Origin of the sequence: Cognatiluteimonas profundi, from assembly GCF_009792795.1 — a bacterium.
GTDB lineage: Bacteria > Pseudomonadota > Gammaproteobacteria > Xanthomonadales > Xanthomonadaceae > Cognatiluteimonas > Cognatiluteimonas profundi.
In genome coordinates this window covers 314,076-336,786 of the sequence record NZ_VKHQ01000004.1, presented here as the reverse complement: position 1 = coordinate 336,786, position 22,711 = coordinate 314,076, and the positions used below count along the sequence as shown (strand labels likewise).

At 69.0% G+C, this 22,711-nt stretch carries 17 protein-coding genes; 9 read left to right on the top strand and 8 right to left on the bottom strand.

The genetic code is table 11. The annotated features are described in order from the left end of the window. Nucleotides 1-142 precede the first annotated feature (142 nt). The gene (locus GST15_RS08180) at nt 143-2,944 is read left to right on the top strand and encodes a TonB-dependent receptor (RefSeq protein ID WP_159016759.1); all 2,802 of its coding nucleotides are present in this window, start codon (nt 143-145) and stop codon (nt 2,942-2,944) included. A gap of 91 nt (nt 2,945-3,035) precedes the next feature. Here the strand turns inward: GST15_RS08180 and eda are convergent, their stop codons facing one another. From eda to GST15_RS08155, 5 genes are all read right to left on the bottom strand, one after another. Beyond that, nucleotides 3,036-3,695, bottom strand: coding sequence for a bifunctional 4-hydroxy-2-oxoglutarate aldolase/2-dehydro-3-deoxy-phosphogluconate aldolase (eda, locus tag GST15_RS08175; RefSeq protein ID WP_159016758.1), 660 nt, complete (start codon nt 3,693-3,695; stop codon nt 3,036-3,038). A gap of 2 nt (nt 3,696-3,697) precedes the next feature. Continuing rightward, nucleotides 3,698-4,681, bottom strand: coding sequence for a glucokinase (gene glk / locus GST15_RS08170; RefSeq protein WP_159016757.1), 984 nt, complete (start codon nt 4,679-4,681; stop codon nt 3,698-3,700). Beyond that, on the bottom strand, nt 4,678-6,528 hold the full coding sequence (edd, locus tag GST15_RS08165) for a phosphogluconate dehydratase (RefSeq protein ID WP_199268740.1): 1,851 nt from the start codon (nt 6,526-6,528) through the stop codon (nt 4,678-4,680). Before edd ends, glk begins: the two co-directional genes overlap by 4 nt. A 3-nt stretch (nt 6,529-6,531) precedes the next feature. Beyond that, a complete protein-coding gene (gene zwf, locus GST15_RS08160) occupies nt 6,532-7,992 on the bottom strand; it encodes a glucose-6-phosphate dehydrogenase (protein WP_159016756.1) in 1,461 nt (486 codons plus the stop codon). Nucleotides 7,993-8,084: 92 nt separating this feature from the next. Further along, entirely contained in the window at nt 8,085-9,512 is a 1,428-nt protein-coding gene (locus GST15_RS08155; RefSeq protein WP_159016755.1) for a sugar porter family MFS transporter, read from the bottom strand. 478 nt (nt 9,513-9,990) lie between these two features. Here GST15_RS08155 and GST15_RS08150 point away from each other — a divergent pair, with 478 nt between their 5' ends. Then, complete coding sequence (locus tag GST15_RS08150; RefSeq protein ID WP_159016754.1) at nt 9,991-10,560, top strand: DUF421 domain-containing protein; 570 nt, start codon at nt 9,991-9,993, stop codon at nt 10,558-10,560. Here GST15_RS08150 and hemF read toward each other — a convergent pair. Both hemF and GST15_RS08140 read right to left on the bottom strand, forming a co-directional pair. Next, nucleotides 10,557-11,474 (bottom strand): oxygen-dependent coproporphyrinogen oxidase, encoded by a 918-nt coding sequence (gene hemF / locus GST15_RS08145; RefSeq protein ID WP_159016753.1) that lies wholly within the window; start codon nt 11,472-11,474, stop codon nt 10,557-10,559. The two genes, GST15_RS08150 and hemF, sit on opposite strands and share 4 nt — an antisense overlap. After that, nucleotides 11,471-13,828 carry a S9 family peptidase gene (locus GST15_RS08140; RefSeq protein WP_159016752.1) on the bottom strand — a complete coding sequence of 786 codons (2,358 nt, stop codon included), beginning with the start codon at nt 13,826-13,828 and terminating at the stop codon, nt 11,471-11,473. Before GST15_RS08140 ends, hemF begins: the two co-directional genes overlap by 4 nt. A gap of 145 nt (nt 13,829-13,973) precedes the next feature. Between GST15_RS08140 and GST15_RS08135 the strand changes: the two genes are divergently transcribed. The 7 genes from GST15_RS08135 to GST15_RS08105 all read left to right on the top strand — a co-directional run bounded on the left by GST15_RS08135 (nt 13,974) and on the right by GST15_RS08105 (nt 22,111). Further along, nucleotides 13,974-15,413 (top strand): cytochrome ubiquinol oxidase subunit I, encoded by a 1,440-nt coding sequence (locus GST15_RS08135; protein ID WP_159016751.1) that lies wholly within the window; start codon nt 13,974-13,976, stop codon nt 15,411-15,413. Beyond that, a complete protein-coding gene (gene cydB / locus GST15_RS08130; protein WP_159016750.1) occupies nt 15,410-16,423 on the top strand; it encodes a cytochrome d ubiquinol oxidase subunit II in 1,014 nt (337 codons plus the stop codon). The genes GST15_RS08135 and cydB overlap by 4 nt, the downstream gene beginning before the upstream one ends. 75 nt (nt 16,424-16,498) lie before the next feature. Further along, nucleotides 16,499-16,768: a YcgL domain-containing protein gene (locus tag GST15_RS08125; protein ID WP_159016749.1), complete on the top strand. Its 270-nt coding sequence runs from the start codon at nt 16,499-16,501 to the stop codon at nt 16,766-16,768. Nucleotides 16,769-16,988: 220 nt separating this feature from the next. Further along, nucleotides 16,989-20,006, top strand: coding sequence for an ankyrin repeat domain-containing protein (locus GST15_RS08120; RefSeq protein ID WP_425482225.1), 3,018 nt, complete (start codon nt 16,989-16,991; stop codon nt 20,004-20,006). A 34-nt stretch (nt 20,007-20,040) separates the two neighbouring features. Then, nucleotides 20,041-21,033, top strand: coding sequence for a porphobilinogen synthase (gene hemB / locus GST15_RS08115; RefSeq protein WP_159016747.1), 993 nt, complete (start codon nt 20,041-20,043; stop codon nt 21,031-21,033). Next, a complete protein-coding gene (gene aroE / locus GST15_RS08110; RefSeq protein WP_159016746.1) occupies nt 21,030-21,854 on the top strand; it encodes a shikimate dehydrogenase in 825 nt (274 codons plus the stop codon). Before hemB ends, aroE begins: the two co-directional genes overlap by 4 nt. Before the next feature lie 2 nt (nt 21,855-21,856). Beyond that, entirely contained in the window at nt 21,857-22,111 is a 255-nt protein-coding gene (locus tag GST15_RS08105; RefSeq protein ID WP_159016745.1) for a YkgJ family cysteine cluster protein, read from the top strand. A gap of 10 nt (nt 22,112-22,121) precedes the next feature. On the opposite strand, the gene GST15_RS08100 is transcribed toward GST15_RS08105, so the two are convergent. Beyond that, a complete protein-coding gene (locus GST15_RS08100; protein WP_159016744.1) occupies nt 22,122-22,661 on the bottom strand; it encodes a gamma carbonic anhydrase family protein in 540 nt (179 codons plus the stop codon). Between the last annotated feature and the right edge of the window lie 50 nt (nt 22,662-22,711).

The following is a 22,711-nucleotide window of genomic DNA, read 5'->3' as shown; positions in this document are numbered from 1 at the left end:
CAATGAATACGTATGCAGCGCAATTTGTGCAGGGATGTGGCGGACTACCATTGCCCGGCACCGGGTAGTGGGTCCGGCGCCACGGCCTACGCCAAACCATCGCGCACGACGATGGACGACACGAAAACAAGTGGGAGGGGAGATGGTGAACTACAAGCGGAACCTGTTGAGCGTGGCGCTGGCCTCGGCAACGTTGTGGATGGCGGCATCGGCGCAGGCGCAGGACCAGGCGACCAGCCAGGCCGATGCGCCAGCGACGACGGACGCCGCAGCGAAGGCCAAGAAGCCAGCTGCCAAGCCCGACGACGCGACCAACCTGGACAAGGTGGTGGTGACCGGCATCCGCCGCGGCATCGAGCGCTCGATCGACACCAAGAAGAATGCGACGTCGATCGTCGAGGCGGTCTCGGCTGAAGACATCGGCAAGCTGCCCGACGTGAGCATCGCCGAGTCGATCGCGCGCCTGCCGGGCCTTGCCGCTCAACGGGTCGCCGGCCGTGCGCAGGTCATCAGCGTGCGCGGGCTGTCCCCGGACTTCTCCACCACGCTGCTCAACGGCCGCGAGCTGGTCAGCACGGGTGACAACCGCAGCGTCGAATTCGACCAGTACCCGTCCGAACTCATGGCGGGCGTGACCGTCTACAAGACCCCGGACGCAGGACTCGTCGGGCAGGGCCTGTCCGGCACCATCGACATGCGCACCGTTCGCCCCTTGGACTTCGCCGATTCAGTCTCTGTCGTCAGCGCGCGCGGCACGCACAACTCGCTGGGTGGCGCGGCTAATGCCGACGCCAACGGCAATCGTTTCAACGCCGCCTACATTGGCCAGTTCGCCAACCGTACGTTCGGCTTCTCGATCGGCTACTCGCATTCCGACACGCCGACCCAGGAGAACCAGGTCGGCCTGTACGAGCCCTGGCAGGCGGTCGGTGACAACTGGCGTCCTGGCGTCGCGGCCGGCACCTATTACTCCGACGGCATCAAGGCGCTGCGCCGCACCGGTTACACCAAGCGCGATGCCGTCATGGCGACGCTGGAGTACCGCCCCAATGACGTGTGGCACAGCACGCTGGACGTCCTGCACTCGCAATCCAAGGCCGAAGACACGGCCAACCAGTTCGAGGTCAACCTCGGTGGCTACAACGGCGGCTACTCGCCGGGCCTGAATGTCACCGACGCACAGGTCAACGGCAACGGCACGTTCACTGGCGGCACCGTCACCGGTGTCTATCCGCTGGTGCGTGGCATGTACAACAAGCGCGAGGACAAGATCAACGCGGTCGGCTGGAACAACCAGTTCCGCCTTGGCGACGTGCGGCTCGTCGCCGACGTCAGCTGGTCGAAGGCCACGCGCAATGAGCTGAGCCTGGAAAACAACCTGCAACTCGCGCCGGCGCCGCAGCTCGACACGCTGCACCTGGCCTACAACAGCAACGACTTCTCGCAGATCAATCCGACCCTGGATTATTCCGACCCCAACTCGCTCTACGTGGCCAACACGATCTATGGTTCCGGTTACGGCAAGGTGCCGCGCATCGTCGATGAACTGAAGAGCTACAAGCTCGCGGCCAACATCCCCGGGCCGGAATCGATGAACTGGCTCGCCAGCGTCGATGTCGGCATCAACTACGCCGACCGCGCGAAGGAAAAGCACCAGCCGGAAGCTTCGATCCTGCTGGGCGCGCAAGGCCCGACGACGATTCCCGGTGACCTGCAGTACGGGCTGGTCGACCTCGGCTTCGCCGGCGTTGGCTACATCCCCTCGTGGAATGTTCCGGGCGTCGTGGACCGCTTCATGACCTTCGATCCCAACGAGAACGCGTCCTACCTGGTCAGCAAGGCCTGGACCGTCGACGAGAAGATCACCAGCAGCTGGGTCAAGGGCAACATCGACACCCAGTTGGGCTCGGTGCCGGTGCGCGGCAATATCGGCGTGCAGGTCCAGCATGTCGACCAATCCTCGACCGCGAACGTGTTCGATAATGCGTTGCCGGCCGGTCAGCAGATCGTGCCGCATACCGACGGCAAGACCTACACCGACGTGCTGCCGAGCCTGAACCTGGCGTTCGAACTCCCGGCAGACCAGGTCCTGCGGTTCGCGTTGGCCAAGCAGGTCGCGCGTCCGCGCGTCGACCAGATGCGGGCGTCGTTCGAGTTCGGCGTCGATACCGCCACCGGCAAGCCTGGCGCCAGCGGCGGCAATCCGCGTCTGGATCCATGGAAGGCCAACGCGGTCGACATCTCCTACGAGAAGTACTTCGACACCAAGGCGTACGTGGCCGCTGCGGTGTTCTACAAGCAGTTGCAGACCTACATCTACACGCAGACGCAGGACAACTACGACTTCTCCGAGTTTGTCGCCGGCTACGTGCCGCCGCCGGGTTCGCCGCCAGCGCTGGCGACGGGCACGTACACCGCGCCGTTCAATGGCACGGGCGGCAACATGAAGGGCGCGGAGTTGACTGCGTCGCTGCCGCTGGACATGTTTTCCCCGGTGTTGGACGGCTTCGGCGTGATCGCGAGCGCGACCTTCACCGACAGCAGCATCATGATCCCGCCTGACCCGAGCGTGCAGAGCAGCGTCGGTTCAGACCCGATCATGCTGCCGGGCCTGTCCAAGCGCGTATACAACTTCACCGCCTACTACGAGCGCAACGGCTTCGAGGCGCGCATCAACCAGCGTCGTCGCTCCGACTTCATTGGTGAAATCGGCAACTTCTCCGGCGACCGCACGCTGCGCTACGTGGTCGGCGAGAACATCACCGATGCGCAGGTCAGCTACTCCTTCGGCGAGGGCACCAGCTTCAAGGGGTTGACCCTGCTTCTGCAGGCCAACAACCTGACCAACGAGGCCTACCGGACCTACGCCGGCACCAAGGATCGTCCGCTCGAGAACATCGAGTGGGGTCGCACCTACCTGGTGGGTGCCAGCTACAAGTTCTGATCAAGGGTCAAGAAAAAACCCGCCGGCCTTCGGGCCGGCGGGTTTTTTTGTGCCTGTGAGTTGGGACCAGGCCGCGGAACGGCAGGTCTGGCTACCGCGACAACGCCAGGCAAGCGCGCGCCATCGCACCGATACGCGTCCAGTCCCCCGCGGCAATCGCATCGGCGGGCGCCATCCAGGATCCGCCGACGGTGATCACATTGGAAAGCCGCAGGTAGCCGGGCGCGTTGTCGGCATCGATGCCCCCGGTCGGGCAGAACAGCACATCGGCGAACGGGCCGGCGAAGGCACGCAGCGCGACGACGCCGCCGGCGGCTTCGGCGGGGAAGAACTTGAAGCGGCGATAGCCGCGATCGATGCCGCGCATCACGTCGCTCGCGGTCGCAACAGCGGGAATCCATGGCAAGGCGGCGGTGGTCGCGGCGTCGTAGAGGGCGTCGGTGGCGCCGGGCGAAATCGCGAACGCGGCGCCGGCCCGCGCGACGGCCGCCAGCTGCGTCGCATCCAGCACCGTGCCCGCACCGACGCAGGCGCCGGGTACGGAGTCGACGATGCGACGGATCGCTTCCAGCGCGATGTCCGAACGCAGCGTCACCTCGAGCACGGACAGGCCGGCGTCGACCAGTGTCCGCGCCAGTGGCACGGCATCCTCGATGCGGTCGATGCGCAACACCGGCAGGACCGGCGCGCGCGACAACAGGGCGTCGATCCGCGCATCGCGCTGGGTGGAGGCAGGTTGTGGCGTCGCCATGATTACTCCGTGGTGGCCGCGCGCAGCGCAACCGCTGCGCCCAGCAGGCCGGGATGGGGGTGGGTGACGACATGGATGGTCACCGACTCAAGGTAAGCCGCGAAGCGACCTTTCGCCAGGAAACGCTCGCGGAACGCGCTGCTGCGCAGGAACGGCACGAAGCGCGGCATGATCCCGCCCGCGATCATCACCGTGCGCGCGCCGTGGATCAGCGCGGCGTCGCCGGCGACACTGCCCAGCACCGCGCAGAAGCGCGCGAGTGCGCGGCGTGCGCTGCGGTCATGGCCTTCCAGCGCCGCCGCGACCACGTCCGCCGGTTCGCGCAACGCGGGCGATGCGTCGGTGGGGCCTTCGTTGCGCAGCAGCGCGTCGATGTGCGCCAGTCCGGTGCCGCACAGCAGGCGTTCGTTGGAGGCGCGGCCAAAACGCGCGGTCATCCAGCGTGCGATGGCGTGTTCCTCGGTGCCGATGGGCGCAAAGGTCACGTGGCCGCCCTCCGTCTCCACCACCTGCCAGCCGCCGGCCTGGCTGCCGACGAGCATGGCCACGCCCAGGCCGGTTCCCGGCCCCAGTACCGTCACCGGTCCGTGCAGCGGCGCAGTCGCGCTGCCATGCAGCGTGGCGCGATCCTCCGGCAGCAGCGCGGGAACCGCCCAGGCCACGGCGCCGAAATCGTTCAGCACGCGCAGGTGTTCCAGGCCCAGCGCGCCACGCAGTTCGCGCTGGCTGAACGACCATTCGCGATTGGTGAGGCGCACCGCGTCGTTGCCGACCGGTGAGGCGACCGCGATCGCGGCGCGACGCGGACGCATGCCGACTTCCGCGAGGTAATGCTCGGCGGCGTGCTGCAGGCTGGCGAATTCCGCATTGCACAGCGTGCGCGACTGCAGCACCCGGGGCGCCGGGTCGGCGGGATCGGTCAGCGCGAAGCGGGCATTGGTGCCGCCGATGTCGGCGATGAGTTCCAGCGGCGTCGCCGCGCTCATGGCGCGGCCGTCGCCAGGCGCGGATCGGCGAACAGGCTGCAGGCACCCTGTTCCGCGGTGCCGGAGTGCGCGCGCATGGCGCCGAACAGTTCGCGCCCCATGCCTGCGTGATTGACGACGGCGCCGGATTCCGCCGCGCGCGCGGCCCAGGTCGCTGCGTCCACGCGCGCCTCGAACACGCCGGCTTCGGCGTCGACATGGATCAGGTCGCCATCGCGGATGCGGCCGATGGCGCCGCCGTCCATGGCCTCGGGGGTGACATGGATGGCGGCGAGCACCTTGCCCGAAGCGCCGGACATGCGGCCGTCGGTCAGCAGCGCGACGCGCTGGCCGCGATCCTGCAGCAGGCCGAGTGTCGGGGTGAGCTTGTGCAGCTCCGGCATGCCGTTGGCGCGCGGGCCCTGTCCGCGCACCACCGCGACGAAGTCGCCTTCCAGCTGCCCGGTCTTGAACGCGTCGAGCACCGCTTCCTGCGTGTCGAACACCTTCGCTGGCGCGGTGATGGCGCGATGGCTGGCTGCAACCGCGGAGATCTTGACGATCGCGCGCCCGAGGTTTCCCTGCAGGCGATGCAGCCCGCCTTCACTGTCGAAGGCCTCCGCGCTGGATCGCAGCACGCTGGCATCGAGCGATGTGTCCGGCGGGTCGCGCCAGCGCAGGGTGGTGCCGTCCAGCCACGGCTCGCGCGCCTGCGCATGCAGGTCGCCGCCGTGCACGCAGCGGATGTCCGGATGCAGCAGGCCCGTGCCGAGCAGGTCGCGGATCACCAGCGCAAGGCCGCCGGCCGCCTGGAACTGGTTCACGTCGGCACTGCCGTTGGGATAGATGCGCGCGAGCAGCGGGGTGACGCGCGACAGCTCGTCGAGGTCGTCCCAGTCGATCAGCACGCCGGCGGCGCGCGCGATGGCGACCAGGTGGATCGAATGGTTGGTCGAACCCCCGGTGGCGGCCAGCCCGACCATGGCATTGACGATGGATTTTTCGTCGACGCAGTGGCCGATCGGCGTGTAGTCGGCGCCCGTCGACGTGATCTGCAGCGCGCGCGTGGTCGCGGCCACCGTCAGCGCGTCGCGCAGCGCCGTGCCCGGGTGCACGAAGGCGCTGCCCGGCATGTGCAGGCCCATGAACTCCATCAGCATCTGGTTGGAGTTGGCGGTGCCATAGAACGTGCAGGTGCCGGCGGAGTGATAGGAGGCCGCTTCGGCCTCGAGCAGTTCCTCGCGGCTGGCCTTGCCCTCGGCGTGGCGCTGGCGCACGGCGGCCTTCTCACGATTCGGCAACCCGGAGCGCATCGGACCAGCGGGCACCAGCAGCATCGGCAGGTGGCCGAAGCTGAGCGCGCCGATGAGCAGGCCCGGCACGATCTTGTCGCAGACGCCGAGCAGCAGCGCGGCATCGAACATGTCGTGCGACAGCGCGATCGCCGTCGCCATCGCGATCACGTCGCGCGACAGCAGCGACAGCTCCATGCCATCGCGGCCCTGGGTGACGCCATCGCACATCGCCGGCACGCCGCCCGCGACCTGCGCGGTGCCGCCGGCGGCGCGCGCCGCCGCGCGGATCAGCGTCGGGTACTGCTCCATCGGCTGGTGCGCCGAGAGCATGTCGTTGTAGGCGGTGACGATCGCGATGTTGCCGCCGTGCCCGGTGCGCAACGCGGGTTTGTCGGGACCTGCGGCGGCGAATCCATGGGCGAGGTTGCCGCATCCCAGCGCGACGCGCGCGGGTGCATCGGTGCGCGCCCGTGCGATCCGCGCGAGGTAGGCGTCACGTGTCGGCCGGCTGCGCTCGGCAATGCGTCGGGTGACGCGCACCAGGGTCGGATGCAGCGTCGTGGAAGGCGACATCGCTCACTCCCTCCAGCTGTGGCCGTGGCGCTCGGCCAGCGTCACCGCGGCCGCGGGCCCCCACGTTCCGGCCGGATAGGGCCGCGGCGCGGCACCGGTGCCCTCGCGCCCGGCGATGATGGCGTCGACCCATTGCCACGCGGCTTCGGTCTCGTCGCGACGCACGAACAGCGTGCCGTTGCCTTCCAGCGCATCCAGGTACAACCGCTCGTAGGCGAGCCGCTTGCGGTCGGACGCGAAGCGCTCGTGCAGGTCCAGGTCCAGCGCGACCTGCGACAGCTGCAATCCGGCGCGATCCAGCCCGGGTGTCTTGCTCATCAGCCGCAACTCGATGCGTTCCTCGGGCTGCAGGGTGATGACCAGCGCATTGGCTTCAACGCTCGCGCCGGTGTTGGCGAAGATCGAATGCGGCACGGCGCGGAACTGCAGGTAGATCTCGGTGGCGCGCCGCGGCATGCGCTTGCCGGTGCGCAGGTAGAACGGCACGCCGGACCAGCGCCAGTTGTCGATCCGCGCGCGCATCGCGATGAAGGTCTCGGTGCGGCTGGAGCGTCCGAGTTCCTCGGCGTAACCGGGGACGGCGCGGCCGCCGATGGCGCCGGCGGTGTATTGCCCGGCGACCGTCTCCGTCGCGACATCGGCGCCGGTGATCGGACGCAGCGAGCGCAGGACCTTGAGCTTCTCGTTGCGCACCGCGCTGGGATCGAACTGCGAGGGCGGCTCCATCGCGGTCAGGCACAGCAGCTGCAGCAGGTGGTTCTGCAGCATGTCGCGGGTGGCGCCGGATTCGTCGTAATAGTCGCGACCCTCCGCGCCGATGGTCTCGGCGACGGTGATCTGCACCTGTTCGACGTGGCGCGCGTTCCACAGCGGCTCGAACAAGGCATTGCCGAAGCGCAGCGCCAGCAGGTTCTGCACGCCCTCCTTGCCCAGGTAGTGGTCGACGCGGAAGACCTGCTCCTCGTCGAACACGCGCGCGACGCCATCGTTGATGGCCACCGCGCTGGCGAGGTCGCGGCCGATGGGTTTTTCCAGCAGTACGCGCGTACCGGGGCCGCCGAGTCCGTGCGCACCCAGCGCGCTGCAGATGGGCCCGTACCAGCGCGGCGCCGTGCTCAGGTGGAAGACGACGTCGCCATCGCGCAGCGCCTTGATGGCCGTGCACAGGCGCGCGAGTGCGTCGGGATCATCCAGTGATGCCGGCTGGTAGGACAGTCGCGCCAGCATCCGGTCCAGGCTGTCCGGATTGATTTCGGCAACCGGCACGTTGCGCTCGATCGACTGCGCGACGAGCGCGCGGAAGCCGTCGTCATCCAGCTCGCTGCGCGCGGTGCCGAAGATGCGCAGGCGCGATGGCAGCAGGCCTTCGTGTTCCAGGCTGTACAGCGATGGCAGCAGCATGCGCTGGGCGAGGTCGCCGGTCGCGCCGAAAATCGTCAACAGGGAAGCGGCACTGCCGTGCATGAGGTCGTCCGGATGGGAGTCGGCAGACTAAGCCCGGCGCCGGCGCGCGTGGTGGTGCATACGTTTGCAGCCACCGCGCGCCATGGCCGGATTCAGTCCTGCATGTCTTCCAGCTCGATGCCGTTGGTTTCGCGCATCGCATACAGCACGAACACCAATGACAGCGCCGCGAACAGCGCATACACGCCATAGGCGAACGCGAGTCCGATCTGGGCCAGCAGCGGGAAGGTGCTGGTGACGGCGAAGTTCGCCAGCCACTGCGCCGATGCGGCCACGGCCAGCGCCAGTGCACGGATGCGGTTGGGGAACATCTCGCCCAGCAGCACCCACACCATCGGTCCCCAGCTCAGGCCGAAGAACACCACGTAGGCATTGGCGGCCACCAGCGCGACCGGGCCCAGCGAGCCTGGCAGGGAGAGGTTGGCGCCGGTGCCGGTGGCCTGCGAGAAGCACCAGGCCATCAACGCCAGCGTGATCGCCATGCCCGCGGAACCCACGACCAGCAGCGGCTTGCGCCCGATCCTGTCGACCAGCGCAATGGCGACCAGCGTGACCAGCACGTTGACGATCGACGTGCCCACCGTGATGTCGAAGGCATCGGCCTCGCTGAAGCCGACCGAATGCCACAGCGTCGATGAGTAATAGAAGATGACGTTGATGCCGACGAACTGCTGCAGCACCGACAGCAGGATGCCGATCCACACCACGCGCAGCAGGCCGGCGTGGCTGCCGCGCAACTCGCGCAGGCTGGGATGGTGTTCGCGATGCAGGCTGGCCCTGATGGCCTCCAGCTTCCGCTCCAGGCCGTCCTCGTCGTCGTGCATGCCGAGCACGTGGCGCAGCACCGTGCGGGCCTCGTGGTGGCGCGACTTGGCGACCAGGTGGCGCGGCGACTCCGGCACGCTGAGCACCAGCGCGCCATACACGAGCGCCGGCACCACCGCGACGATGAACATCCAGCGCCAGGCCTCCAGGCCCAGCCAGGAGGGCGCCGACGCGCCACCGGCCGAGGAGGCCAGCCAGGCGTCGCTGAGCAGGGCGGCGAAGATGCCCAGCACGATCGCCAGCTGCTGCATCGACCCGAGACGGCCGCGCACGTGGGCCGGGGAGATCTCGGCGATGTAGGCCGGCGCGATGACCGACGCGATGCCCACGCCGACGCCACCGACCAGGCGCCACAGGACCAGGGTCCAGACGCTGCCCGCCAGTCCCGAGCCCACCGCGCTGGCTGCCAGCAGCACCGCGGCCAGCTGCATGGTGCGCACGCGCCCGGCGCGATCCGCCACCGGCCCCGCGTACCAGGCGCCGAGGGCGGAGCCGAGCAGGGCGCAGGACACGGCGAATCCGGTCCAGGCGGCGCTGAGCGAGAAGCCCGCGCGCACGGCATCGACCGCGCCGTTGATGACCGCGGTGTCGAATCCGAACAGGAAGCCGCCCATCGCCGCGGCGCTCGCGATCAGCACCACCCGCGCGCTGGTGGCAGGCTGCAGGGGTGCGCTGGCAAGCGTGTCGTCGCTCATGGATCGGCCTCCGTCTGGGACACCGATCATGCTGCGCTGCAGGTGGCGTTCCCGGCTGAATACGTATGCATCGGGCGGGACCACCGCAATCGTCGAACGGCTGTTACAAAAAAGGGGTGAATCCACCCTGAATCCAACAGATTCTTAACCGGAATCTTCACGAACTATCCATGGAGGGTTTGGTCATATAGCTCGCGACAGATGCAAGGTCTGTCGCAGATCATCTCCCTCCCCTGGAGTGATCGCGGAACGGCCACCCCTCCCCAGGAGCCGTTCCCCGGCCCCGCTAGCCCCCCCCTGGCTCGCGGGGCTTTTTTTTGTGCCGCCGGTCTGGCGGCACATCACAACGCCACCGATGTGCCAGCCACCTGGGCACGTCCGCGCTGGCCGGCTGACCTGCGGCCGCCCCTGGCGTGCGGGCAATCATTGCGTCGTGTGGGATGCTGGCGGTCGAAAGGGCCGGACCCGGGGAGGTCGCATGTCGAGTTTGTTCGTGTTGTCGGCGCCATGGTGGCATTTCGTGCTGCGGGCGGTGGCCGTGTACGCAATGGTGATGGTGCTGCTGCGCTTGTCGGGGAAACGCGCGGTCGGACAGTTCACGCCGTTCGACCTGGTCCTGCTGATCCTGATCGGCAACGCGGTCCAGAACGGGTTGAACGGTGGCGACAATTCCATCAGCGCCGCGCTGTTGCTGGCGAGCTGCCTGATCGCGCTCAATTTCGTCGTCGCGTTCCTGACCTCGCGTTACCAGCGGGTGGAGCGCGTGGTCGAAGGCGTGCCGAGGGTGCTCGCGCGCGACGGCATCGTCTACCACGACGTGTTGCGCCACGAACTGGTCAGTCTCGACGACTTCCACGAGGCGTTGCGCATGAACAACCTCGCCGATCCCGCTGACGTGGCGCTGGCGCTGCTGGAGACCAATGGCAGCATCAGCGTCGTGCCGAAGGAATCCGGCGGAATCGAGCGCGCGGAAAAGTACCTGCAGCGGCTTCCACCCAAGTCGCTGCACCGTCGACGCCGCCGTCCCGGCAGCCCGCAGGCGGACTAGGCGCCCGGCGTCCCTGCCAGCCAGTCGCGCGGCCGCAGGTAATCCTGCAGTCGCGCCTCCGCGCTGCCGGCCGGCGGCTGGTAGCCGTATTCCCAGCGCACCAGTGGCGGCAGGCTCATGAGGATGGATTCGGTGCGCCCGCCCGACTGCAGGCCGAACAGGGTGCCGCGGTCGTGCACCAGGTTGAACTCGACGTAGCGTCCGCGCCGGTACAGCTGGAACTGCCGCTCGCGATCGCCATACGCGATGTCCTTGCGCCGCGCGACGATCGGCAGGTAGGCATCGAGGAAACCGTCGCCGACCGCGCGCAGGTAGGCGAAGTCGTCGTCGAACCCGGTATGCAGGTCGTCGAAGAACAGGCCGCCGATGCCACGCGTCTCGTTGCGATGGCGCAGGACGAAGTACTCGTCGCACCAGCGCTTGTGCGCGGCGTAGCGCTCCGCGCCGAACGGCTGGCACAGCGCCCGCGCCGTGCGGTGCCAGTGCAGCACGTCGTCGTCGACCGGATAGAACGGCGTGAGGTCGAAGCCGCCGCCGAACCACCAGGCGACCGTCTGCCCATCGCGCATCGCGCGGAAGTGGCGCACGTTCGCATGCGTGGTCGGCACATGGGGATTGCGCGGGTGCAGCACCAGCGACACACCGACCGCGCGCCACGACGCACCGGCGAGTTCCGGGCGCGCCGCGCTGGCCGATGGCGGCAGTGTGGTTCCCGACACGTCCGAGAATCCAACGCCCGCCTGCTCGAAGACGCCGCCGTCGCGCAGGATGCGGGTGCAGCCGCCACCGCCTTCCTCGCGCGTCCAGCGGTCGCTGGCGAACCGCGCGCCGCCGTCGGCGCCCTCGATGGCGCCGCAGATGCGTTCCTGCAACGCGACGAGGTAGTCGCGGACGGAGTCGAAGTCGGGACTCACTTCAGGTTCGACTCGAACAATGCGTGGATCCTGCGGAACTCGTCGAGCCAGGCGTCGGGATGCTCGAACGCATGCCGCTCCATCGGATACGGCGCCAGGTTCCAGTTCTGCTTGTGCAGCTCGATCAGCCGCTGCGCCAGGTCGACGGAGTCCTTGAAGAACACGTTGTCGTCGATCATCCCGTGCGCGATCAGCAACGGATCCTGCAGGCCGGCGGCGTATTCGATCGGTGACGACGCCGCGTACGCCGCGGGATCGATGTCGGGCGTGTTGAGGATGTTCGACGTGTACTCGTGGTTGTACAGCGTCCAGTCCGACACCGGGCGCATGGCCGCGCCGGCCTTGAACACGCCCGGTGCGCGGAACAACGCCATCAGCGTCATGAATCCGCCATAGCTGCCGCCGTAGATGCCGGCGTGCGCGCGATCGCCCTGCTCGTTGGCCACCAGCCAGTCGATGCCATCCAGGTAATCCTCGAGCTCCGGATGACCCATGTTGCGGTAGATCGCCGTGCGCCAGTCGCGCCCGTAGCCCTGCGAGCCGCGGTAATCCAGGTCGAGCACGATGTAGCCCTGCTGCACCAGCAGGTTGTGGAACATCTGTTCGCGGAAGTAGTACGGATAGCGGGCATCGACGTTCTGGGTGTAGCCCGCGCCGTGCACGAACATCACGATCGGATAGCGCTTGCCCGGCTCCATCGTCGCCGGACCGTAGAACTTGCCCCACACCGTGCCGGCGCCGTGGCGGCTGGGCACCTGCACGTCGCGCGGCGCGATCCATTGCATCGCCTTGAACGCCGGCTTGCGGGTGTCGGTCAGTTGGCGTGCGTCGCCACCGTTGCTGCCCACGACGGCCAGCTGCGTGGGCAGGTAGCTGCCCGAATACGCCACCAGCAGCCGCGAACCATCGGGCGACTCGACGAAGCCCTCGACGCCGTCGAGCGCGGTGAGTTCGCGCACGGCGCCGCCGGTGGCATCGACCGCGCAGACTTCGTAGTCGCCCGGCCGCGCGCGGTTGCACAGGAAATAGAAGTGTCGGCCGTCGGCCGACAGGTGCGGCTGGGAGACTTCCCAGTGGCCGCTCGTCAGCTGGCGCACCTTGTCCGCCGTGGCCAGGTACAGGTGCGACCAGCCGGACTGCTCCGAGTCGAACCACAGGCTGCCGTCGGGCATCCAGCCAAAGTCGTTGAAGTTCCAGTTGATCCAGGCGTCGTCGTGCAGGCGGTGGCGCGACTGCAGCGTCGCGTGCGCCATGTCGACGGTGGCCAGCCAGCGATCCTTGTTGTCCACCGCGCGGACCAGCACGGCGACGTTGCGGCTGTCCGCGCTCCAGTGGATGGCCGGGCCGCTGCCGTCGCCATCGGTCTCGATGCGCACGCTGCGGTTGCCCTTCAGCGCGTCCTTGCCGGCGGCCTTGCGCAACGCCGCCAGTGGATCGGTGCCGATGCCGGGCAGGGCGTCGAAGGAGAGCTTGCTCGCCTTGCCGGCCGCGGTGTCGACCAGCCACAGCGTGTGCGGCACGGGCGCGTTATGGCCGACCACCGTGCGCGCGTCCTCGGTCTCCACGTAACCGGATTCGGTGACATAGCGGGGCAATTTCCCGACATGGCCGGCGTCGTCGCCCTTGGCGCTGGTCACCACCAGCAGCCAGCGGCCGTCGGGCGACAGCGCGCTGTCCGCGATCTGCACGTCGTCGCCCAGGTACACCGGCGCAGGTGCGCGGGTGGGGTCGTCGGCGCGCCAGCGTTGCTGCTGCGCGCGTGCGGCATCGCGTTGCGACTTGTCGCGGGCCAGCGTCTGCATCAGTTGCAGCTGGCGATCGCGCAATGCATCGGGCTTGGCCGCCGCATCGGGATCCTTTTCCGCCTTGACGTCCGCGGCCTGGCGCACGCCATCGCCCGCGGTCCATCGGTACCAGGTGTTGCCGACGCGCCACACCAGGCCGCCATCGCTGGACCATTGCGGCAGGGCTTCCTCGTCGTTGCTGCGGGTGAGCTGCGACAGCGCGCCACTGCGCAGGTCGCGGACGAAGACATCGCCGTTGCGGATGTAGGCCATCCGCGCATGCGTGGCGTCATACGCCGGGCGGCTGGCATCGAGCTGGGCGCGGGCCGCGCCGTCGACGCGGACGGCGCTGCCGCCCTCGACCGGCTGCTGCCAGGTGTCGCGGATCTTCCCGCCATCGCGCTTGAGCTGGTATTGCACCTGCCTGCCATCCCAGGCCCACCACGCGTCCTCGACCGGCGGACCGATCCAGTCCGGATCGGCCATCGTCTGTTCCAGCGTCAGCGGCGTTGCCGCCAGGGATGGGGCCGTGGGCAGCAACAGGGCGACGGCAAGCAGCAATGGACGCATCGTGGGCGGCTCAGGTGGAAAGGCGGGAAGGTTAGCAGCCACCACCCCCGTGCGTGGCTGCACCCAGCCCGCTTTTTGCCGCCATCACGTTGCCGGCGCACACTTGGCGTGCCGGCGCTCCCCCCGTGCGTCGCGGAGTCACCACATGGATGCGTTGCTCCTGTCGCGGATCCAGTTCGGGTTCGTCATCTCCTTCCACATCCTGTTCCCGGCCTTCACCATCGGCCTGGCCAACTGGCTGGCTTTTGTCGAATGGCGCTGGCTGCGCACTCGCGACGACCTCTGGCGCGACGTCTATTTCTTCTGGCTGAAGATCTTCGCGGTGTCCTTCGGCATGGGTGTCGTGTCGGGGATCGTCATGAGTTTCCAGTTCGGCACCAACTGGGCGGAACTGAGCGCACGCGCCGGCAACATCCTCGGCCCGTTGCTGTCCTACGAGGTGCTGACCGCGTTCTTCCTCGAAGCGACCTTCCTGGGCGTGATGCTGTTCGGCTGGAGGCGCGTTTCCGATCGCCTGCATTTCTTCGCCACGTGCATGGTGGCGCTGGGGACGTTGATCTCGACGTTCTGGATCATTGCCGCCAACAGCTGGATGCAGACGCCGCAGGGCTATCGCATCGTCTATGGCGCGGCCGGTGACTGGAGTTTCGAGCCGGCGGACTGGATGGCGATCATCTTCAATCCGTCGTTCCCGTACCGCCTGGCGCACATGGTGCTGGCGGCCTTCATCACCACCTGCTTCGTGGTCGGTGGCATCAGCGCCTGGTACCTGCGGCGCGGGGTGCACGTCGCCGCGGCCACGCGGATGTTGCAGCTGGCGGTGGCGTTCGCAGCGATTTCCGTGCCGGCGCAGATCGCCGTCGGCGACCTGCACGGGCTCGAGGTCGGCCGCTACCAGCCGACCAAGCTCGCCGCGATCGAGGCGCACTGGCGCGATGACGCGACCACGCCGGGCTTGCCGCTGGTGCTGTTCGCGGTGCCCAACGCGCAGCAGGAGCGCAACGATTACGAAGTCGCCGTGCCGCGGCTGGGCAGCGTGATCCTGACCCATACCTGGAACGGCCGGATCAAGCCGCTGACGGACGTCGCCGCCTCCGAACGACCGCCGGTGGCGCCGGTGTTCTTCAGCTTCCGGATCATGGTCGGGCTGGGGATATTGATGCTGGTGCTCGCCTTCGCATCGCTGTGGGCATGGCGCCGGCAGACGCTGGCGCGGTCGCGATGGTTGCTGGCGTCCTGGCAGGCGATGTTGCCGTCGGGATTCATCGCGCTGCTGTGCGGCTGGTATGTCACCGAGATCGGGCGCCAGCCCTACGTCGTCTATGGCGTGCTGCGCACCGCCGACGCCGTCAGCCGCAACGTCGGCGCCGGCAGCGTGCTCGCCTCGCTCGTCATCTATGCGCTGGTCTACGCGATCATCTTCGGCTCGGGTATCTGGTACCTGCTGAAGCTGTTCCGCGTCGGGCCGGTGAAGCAACCACCCAAGGACACACGCGGCGGTGAGAAGACGCCCGCGCGGCCCCTGTCGATGCCCGACGAGCACGTCGACGGCGGTGGCCTGGACGAAGCCGGAGCGCGCCCATGACACTCGCGACCGTATTGCCCGTGCTGTGGTTCGGCGTCATCGGTTTTGGCGTGCTGATGTACGTGCTGCTCGACGGCTTCGTGCTGGGCCTGGGCATCCTCGCGCCGTTTGCCGAGGACGAGCATCAGCTCGACCACATGATGAATACCGCCGCGCCGATCTGGGATGGCAACGAAACCTGGCTCGTGCTCGGCGGCGCCGGCCTGCTGGCGGCATTTCCGAAGGCCTACGCGATCGTGCTGTCGTCGCTGTACCTGCCGGTGCTGCTGATGCTGGTCGCCTTGATCTTCCGCGGCGTCGCCTTCGAGTTCCGCTTCAAGGCCACGCGCGGCAAGCGGGCCTGGGGCGCGGCATTTGCATTGGGATCGATGTTCACCGCGTTCGCACAGGGCGTCATCCTCGGCGCGCTGGTCGAAGGCATGCCGCTGCTCGGTGGCAAGTACCTGCATGGCGCCTTCGCCTGGTTCAGTCCGTTCTCGATGCTGACCGGTGTCGCGCTGGTGTTCGGCTATGCGCTGCTGGGTTCCACCTGGCTGATCCTCAAGACCGAGGGCCGCATGCAGCTGGTGGCGCGCAGCGTGACGCGGCCGCTGGTGCTGGTGGTGGTCGCCTTCATGGGCCTGGTCAGTGCCTGGCTGCCGTTCCTGGACTCGCGGATCATGGCGCGGTGGTTCGAGGGCGGGAATTTCTGGTGGCTCGCACCGGTCCCGCTGCTGGCACTGGCCAATGCCTTGGCGTTGTGGCGCGCGGCGATGCATCACGGTCGCGACGCCACGCCGTTCGTGCTGACGCTGAGTTTCTTCGCGCTGGGGTTCGCCGGGCTGGTGCTGGGCATCTGGCCCAACATCGTCCCGCCCACCATGAGCATCTGGGATGCGGCATCGCCGCCGTCCTCGCAGGGCTTCGTGCTCGTTGGGCTCGTGGTGTTGTTGCCGGCGATCCTTGGCTACACGTGGTGGTCCTACCGCGTGTTCAGCGGGAAGGTGGCGACGGATTCCGGATACCACTGACGGCGGGTGCTGCAATGCGGTTCGCCGCCCGCAAGCGGGCAGGTATGCTGTGCGCAACCACGCCGCACGGTCTGCATGCACGCCTTCGTCTACAAGAGCCTGAACAAGGCCGACACCTACGTGTACCTCGCCGGGCGCGACGCGTTCGAGCGCCTGCCCGATCCGTTGCGCAGCACGCTTGGGGCGCTGCGGTTCGTGCTGGATGTCGAACTCACCGGACAGCGCACGCTGGCACGCGAGAATCCCGAGGTCGTCCGGCGCAACCTCGCCGCGCAGGGTTTCCATGTCCAGTTTCCACCGTCCATGGCCGACCCGATGACCGCCGACTGGGGCACCGATGCCTGAGTCCCGCGCCCGTCGCAGCGCCGTCGTCGCCGGGGCGGTCGGATTGGCCTGCGTCGTCCTCGCCGGGCTGGGTGGCCCATTGGCCGCGGTCGGCGCCTGGATCGCGCAGCCGGCTTTCGCAATTGCCGTCCGCCGCCAGCCGCAACCGGGACCGTGGACGCGCAATGCGCTGGGCCTGGCGTTGCTGTGGGGCGCCGGACTGCTGGCCGCGGCAGTACTGATGGCGGGGCCGATCATCAGCGGCGGGGCGATCAGCCTGGGCGACGTCCTGGTCGCCAGTGCGCTGGCCGGCGCCGGCCTGATCGGACTGTGGTGGCTGTGGCCGCTGTGGCATGCGATGGAAGCCGCGGGCGGCGATCTCGCGACGCAGTGGCGTGGGCTTGCGGCGCGCCAGCGCAGTTCGTGGCGCGGATTGGGCGTCGCGCTGCTGATCGCTGTCGTGCTGGTCAGCGGGCTGCTGCCCGCCTGGCCCGGTCTGCTCGCGCCCGCCGAGCGTTGGCTGCTGGCGGCTGCCGTGGCGATCGCCTGGCCACTGCTGCACGCGCTGCTGCAACGGATCCCCGCAGCCGAACCGATCGCGACCCTGCACGATTTCCTGCATGAACCCGCAGCGCCGGTGGAAGCCCTGGCCGACGGCGATCCCGTCGCCGCGCTGTATGCGGCCGCCCGCTCCGGCCGCGTCGACCAGGCCTTGGCGCTGCTCGAAGCCGGGGCCGATCCGCGCGCATTGCCGCCGCCGGGCGATCGCGACCAGCGCAGCCTGCCCGTGCTGGCCGCCGTGTTGCCCGACCTGCGCCTGCTGCGGGCGTTGATCGCGGCGCGGGTGGATGTCAACGCGGCACATGCGGGGATGACGCCATTGCTGGCGGCCACCCGCGACAGCTGGCATGGCCGCCCCGAGGCGGTCATGACCCTGCTCGCCAATGGCGCCGATCCGCGTGCCGGCGATGCCGATGGCAACACGCCACTGCATCACGCCGCGCGCAGTTCCGACCCTGGCGTGGCGGCGTTGCTGCGCGATGCCGCCGCCGAACTCGAGGTGCTCAACGCCGACGCGGTGACGCCGCTGGGCATGGCCTGCGCCGCCGGCAACTGGCGCCTGGCGCGGTTCCTGCTCGAGCGTGGCGCCAGGCCCGAACCGGCTGGCGCGACGCCTGCCTTGCTGGCCGCGGCCGGCAGCGAAGAAGATGACGCCGCCGGCGTGCAGCTGCTGCTCAAGTACAAGGCGCGCGTCAACGCGCGCGACGCGCAGGGTCGCAGCGCGCTGCATGAAGCGGCACTGGCCGGCAACGACGAAGCGCTGGGCGCGCTGCTGCTCGCCGGGGCCGAAGTCGATGCCCGCGATGCCGCCGGTCGCACGCCGCTGCTCGACGCCGCGCGCGGCATGCATCCGTCGACCGTCGATCTCCTGCTGGCCGCCGGCGCCGATGTCGGCGCGGTCGACGAACCCGGGCGCGGCGCGTTGGCGCTCGCCTGCATGGCCGACGCCGCATCGGTCGAACTGGTCCAGCGCCTGCTTGCGGTCGGCGCGGATCCATCGCTGGCAGGCCAGGACGGCAAGCGCGCGGTCGACCTGGCGGCCGAAGCCGGTCGCTGGTCGCTGGTCGCTGCACTGGATCCCGGCTATCCCTTGCCCTCGCGCGTGGCCGAAGAGCCCGATTCGGCGCCGCCTCCGGATCGCACGCCGGTTTCGCTGTTGCGCGAAGGCCTGCTGCAGCCGCCCTACACCGGGCTGGATAACCTGCTGCGGCTGCTGACGCCCGCCGACCTGGGCGGGTTGCTGCTGGACCCCGACGCGCAGGCTCCGATCGCGCGCATTGGCTGGTTGCTCGATCACGGCGCCGATCCGGATACCCGCAACGGCCTGGCCGACAACGCCGCGTTCGCGTTGCTGGCGCGTGGCCCGGTTGCCCTGCCCGCGCTGCAGGCGCTGTTGCGTCGTGGCGTTTCGCCAGCCGGTGCCGGCGGACTGTCGCGATTCCTGTCGGCCTGCGCCGCCGACGACCAGGCCGGGCGCGCGTTGGAGCATTGCGCGCTGGACCTGCTCGAACGCGGCGCGGACTGGCTGGCGCCATCGGCAGCCGGGGATCCACCGCTGGCACTGGCCGTGCGCCTGGGCTGGTCGCAACTGGCAGGGCAACTCATCGCGTCGGGCGCCAACCTGGAAGCCCGCGACAGCCAGGGCATGACCGCACTGCACCTGGCGGCCGCGCTCGGACGCGAGGCGGTGCTCAAGCTGCTGATCTCGCGTGGCGCGTCGCCGCAGACGCGCGCCGCCGACGGCCAGACGCCGCTGGGCGTGGCGCTGGCGAGCGGCCGGCGCGACCTGGCCGACTGGCTCGACTGGCGTGGCTGGCCACTTCCATTGCGACCGCTGCGACCCACCGACGTGCCCGCCGCGGCCCTGGTCGGCGACGCCGACGCGGTGCGCCGCCTGCTCGACCTCGGCCTGCCGGTCGATGCGGTCGACGCGCAAGGCTGCACCGCGCTGCTGCGCGCCGCCGGCGGCGGCCATCGCTCGACGGTCGATCTGTTGCTCGCGCGCGACGCCGAACCCGGCATGGCGGCGCACACGGGGGCGACGCCACTCTCGGCTGCGGTGAGCATGCGCCACGGCGAAATCGCGGATCGCCTGCTGGCGGCCGGTGCCGACCTCGAGCAGCGCCTGCCGGGCGACGTCACCGTGCTGATGCTCGCCGCCGCGCTCGGTTTGCCGGACGTCTGCGCACGACTGCTGACCGCCGGCGCCAACGTGCAGGCGCAGGATGCGCAGGGGTTGACCGCATTGCACTGCGCGGCCCTGTTCGGCTTCACCGCGCGCGAGCGGCCGCGCTTGATGGCGCTGCTCGATACCCTGCTCCTTGCCGGGGCCGAAGCCGATGCGCCCGCCGGCAACGTCACCCCGCTGCTGTTGCTGCTGGGCGCCCGCGCGGAACCCGGCACCGCCTGCGACGAGGACGTGCTGCTGACCGGCGTCGAACGCCTGCTGGACGAGGACGCCTCGCTCGACGCACAGGACCAGCGCGGATTCGGCCCCCTGCACCTGGCCGCCCTGCATGGCCTGTTGCGCGTGACCCAGCGCCTGCTGCGCGCCGGCTGCGACCCGGACCTTCGCGATTCGCTCAACCGCACGCCGCGCGAAATCGCCGTCATGCGCGGCTACGTCGACGTGGCCGGCGAGTTCGCGCCGATGCTTTCCGGCGTCTCCATGGCGCGGTTCCTGCGCGAGCCGCGCTGACGGGGCATCGCTCCCCGGGGCGTATCATTTGCCCATGAGCTATCCGTCCACGCGCCTGCGGCGAATGCGCCGCGATGACTTCTCGCGCCGCCTGATGCGCGAAAACGTCCTGACCACCAACGACCTGATCTATCCGGTCTTCGTCCACGAACCCGCCGGCCGCCAGGCGATCGCATCGATGCCCGGCATCGAGCGGCTGTCGATCGACGAGTTGCTGCGCGTGGCCGAACAGGCCAGCGCATTGCGTGTCCCGGCGCTGGCGCTGTTCCCGGTCACCGCGCCAGGGGCCAAGTCACTGGACGCCGCAGCCGCCTGGGACGACGACGGCCTGTGCCAGCGTGCCGTGCGCGCGATCAAGCAGCGATTCCCGGAGCTTGGCGTCATCACCGACGTCGCGCTGGATCCCTACACCGTCCATGGCCAGGACGGGCTCATCGATGGCAATGGCTATGTCCTCAACGACGCGACGGTCGAGGCGCTGGTGCGCCAGGCCCTTTCGCACGCACGCGCCGGCGCGGACGTGGTCGCGCCATCGGACATGATGGATGGCCGCATCGCCGGCATCCGGGCTGCGCTGGAAGCCGACGGCCACGTGCACACCCGCATCCTCGCCTACAGCGCCAAGTACGCATCGCGTTTCTATGGCCCATTCCGCGATGCGGTCGGCAGCGCCGCCGCGCTCGGCAAGGGCGACAAGTCCACCTACCAGATGGATCCGGCCAACGCCGACGAGGCCGTGCGCGAAGTCGCGATGGACCTGGAGGAAGGCGCGGACATGATCATGATCAAGCCGGGACTGCCGTACCTGGACATCGTGCGCCGGGTGAAGGATGCCTTCGGCGCGCCGACATTCGTCTACCAGGTGAGCGGCGAGTACGCGATGCTCAAGGCGGCGTCCGGCAACGGCTGGATCGACGAGCGCGGCTGCGTGCTCGAGTCGCTGACGTGCATGAAGCGCGCCGGCGCCGACGGCGTGCTGACCTATTTCGCATTGGACGCGGCCACCTGGCTGCAGGAGACCGCATGAAACGTTTTGCCGTGATCGGCCACCCCGTGGCGCATTCGCTGTCGCCGCGGATCCACGCCGCATTCGCCCGCGACACCGGCATCGACATGGAGTATGTCGCCATCGACGCTCCCGACTTCGATGCGGCGCTGGCAGCATTCGCCGGCGATGGCGCCAATGTCACCCTGCCGCACAAGCAGCGTGCGGCGCTCGCCTGCGCGGTGCTCAGCGATCGTGCGCAGCGTGCAGGCGCCGTCAATACGCTCACGCGCCACACCCACGGCTGGCACGGCGACAACACCGATGGCGCGGGCCTGGTGCGCGACCTGACCAGCCGCAACCAGCTCGACCTGCGCCAGCGCCGCACGCTGCTGCTCGGCGCCGGCGGCGGGTCGCGCGGCGTTGCCCCCGCGCTGCTCGATGCCGGCATCGGCGACCTGTACATCGTCAACCGCAATTCCGCGCGCGCCGATGCGCTGGCCGACGCGCTGGGCGAGCCGGCGCGCGTGCATTCGCGTTACCTGGCCGACCTGCCGTCGCTGGGCGAGTTCGACCTGCTCATCAATGCGACCTCGGCCGGGCACGAGACACTGTTTCCGATCCTGCCGATGTCGCTGATCGGCCCGCGCACGACGGCCGTCGACCTGAGCTACGGCGCGGCGGCGATCGGATTCGTGTCCTGGGCGCGGGCCGGTGGTTGTCGCGAGGTCATCGACGGCCTCGGCATGCTGGTCGAACAGGCCGCCGAGAGTTTCGCGATCTGGCATGGCGTGCGTCCGGACACCGATGCCATCTACGCGGAATTGCGCGCCGTCGACGCCGGACTGGTGTCGGCCGACTGACGATGCAGTGCCGCAATGGGTGCGGTGCGTGCTGCATCGCCCCGTCGATCAACAGCCCGATACCGGGCATGCCATTCGGCAAGCCGGCCGGCATTCCCTGCGTGCAGCTCGACGACGCCCTGGGTTGTCGCCTGTTCGGGCTGCCGGAGCGGCCGGCGTTCTGCGCTTCCTTGCGGCCGCACATCACGATGTGCGGAACGCATCGCGACGAAGCCCTGGATGTGCTGTCCGCGCTCGAGGTCGCCACGCTGCCGTAGCGACGCGCCGTTACGGCGCCGCTGCCAGATACTGGTCCTTGAGGCGCACGTAATGCTGCGCGCTGTAGAACAATGCGTCGACTTCCGCGTCGCTGAGCATCCGCACCATGCGCGCCGGATTGCCCAGCCACAATTCGCGCTCGCCGACTTCCTTGCCGGGCGCGACCAGGGCGCCGGCGCCGACAAAACCGTGCTTGCGCACGATCGCGCCGTCCAGGACGATCGCGCCCATGCCGATCAGCACGGCGTCCTCGATCCGGCAGGCATGCACGATCGCCTTGTGGCCGATGGTGACATCGCTTCCGATCACCGTGGCGAACCCGCCGAGCTTGGCGTGCGGACCGTCATGGCTGACATGCACCACGCTGCCGTCCTGGATGTTGGTGCGTGCGCCGATGCGGATGAAGTTGACATCGCCGCGCACGATGGTGCCAGGCCAGATCGAGACGTCGTCGCCCAGCACGACATCACCGATGACGGTCGCCGCCGGGTCCACGTACGCGCGTGCGCCGATGGTGGGAAGGATGCCGCGGTAGGGTCTCGGGTGCATGGGTGGATTCTAGACGAGCCGCGGCCACCGGCAGGTCTACACTCGCGGCC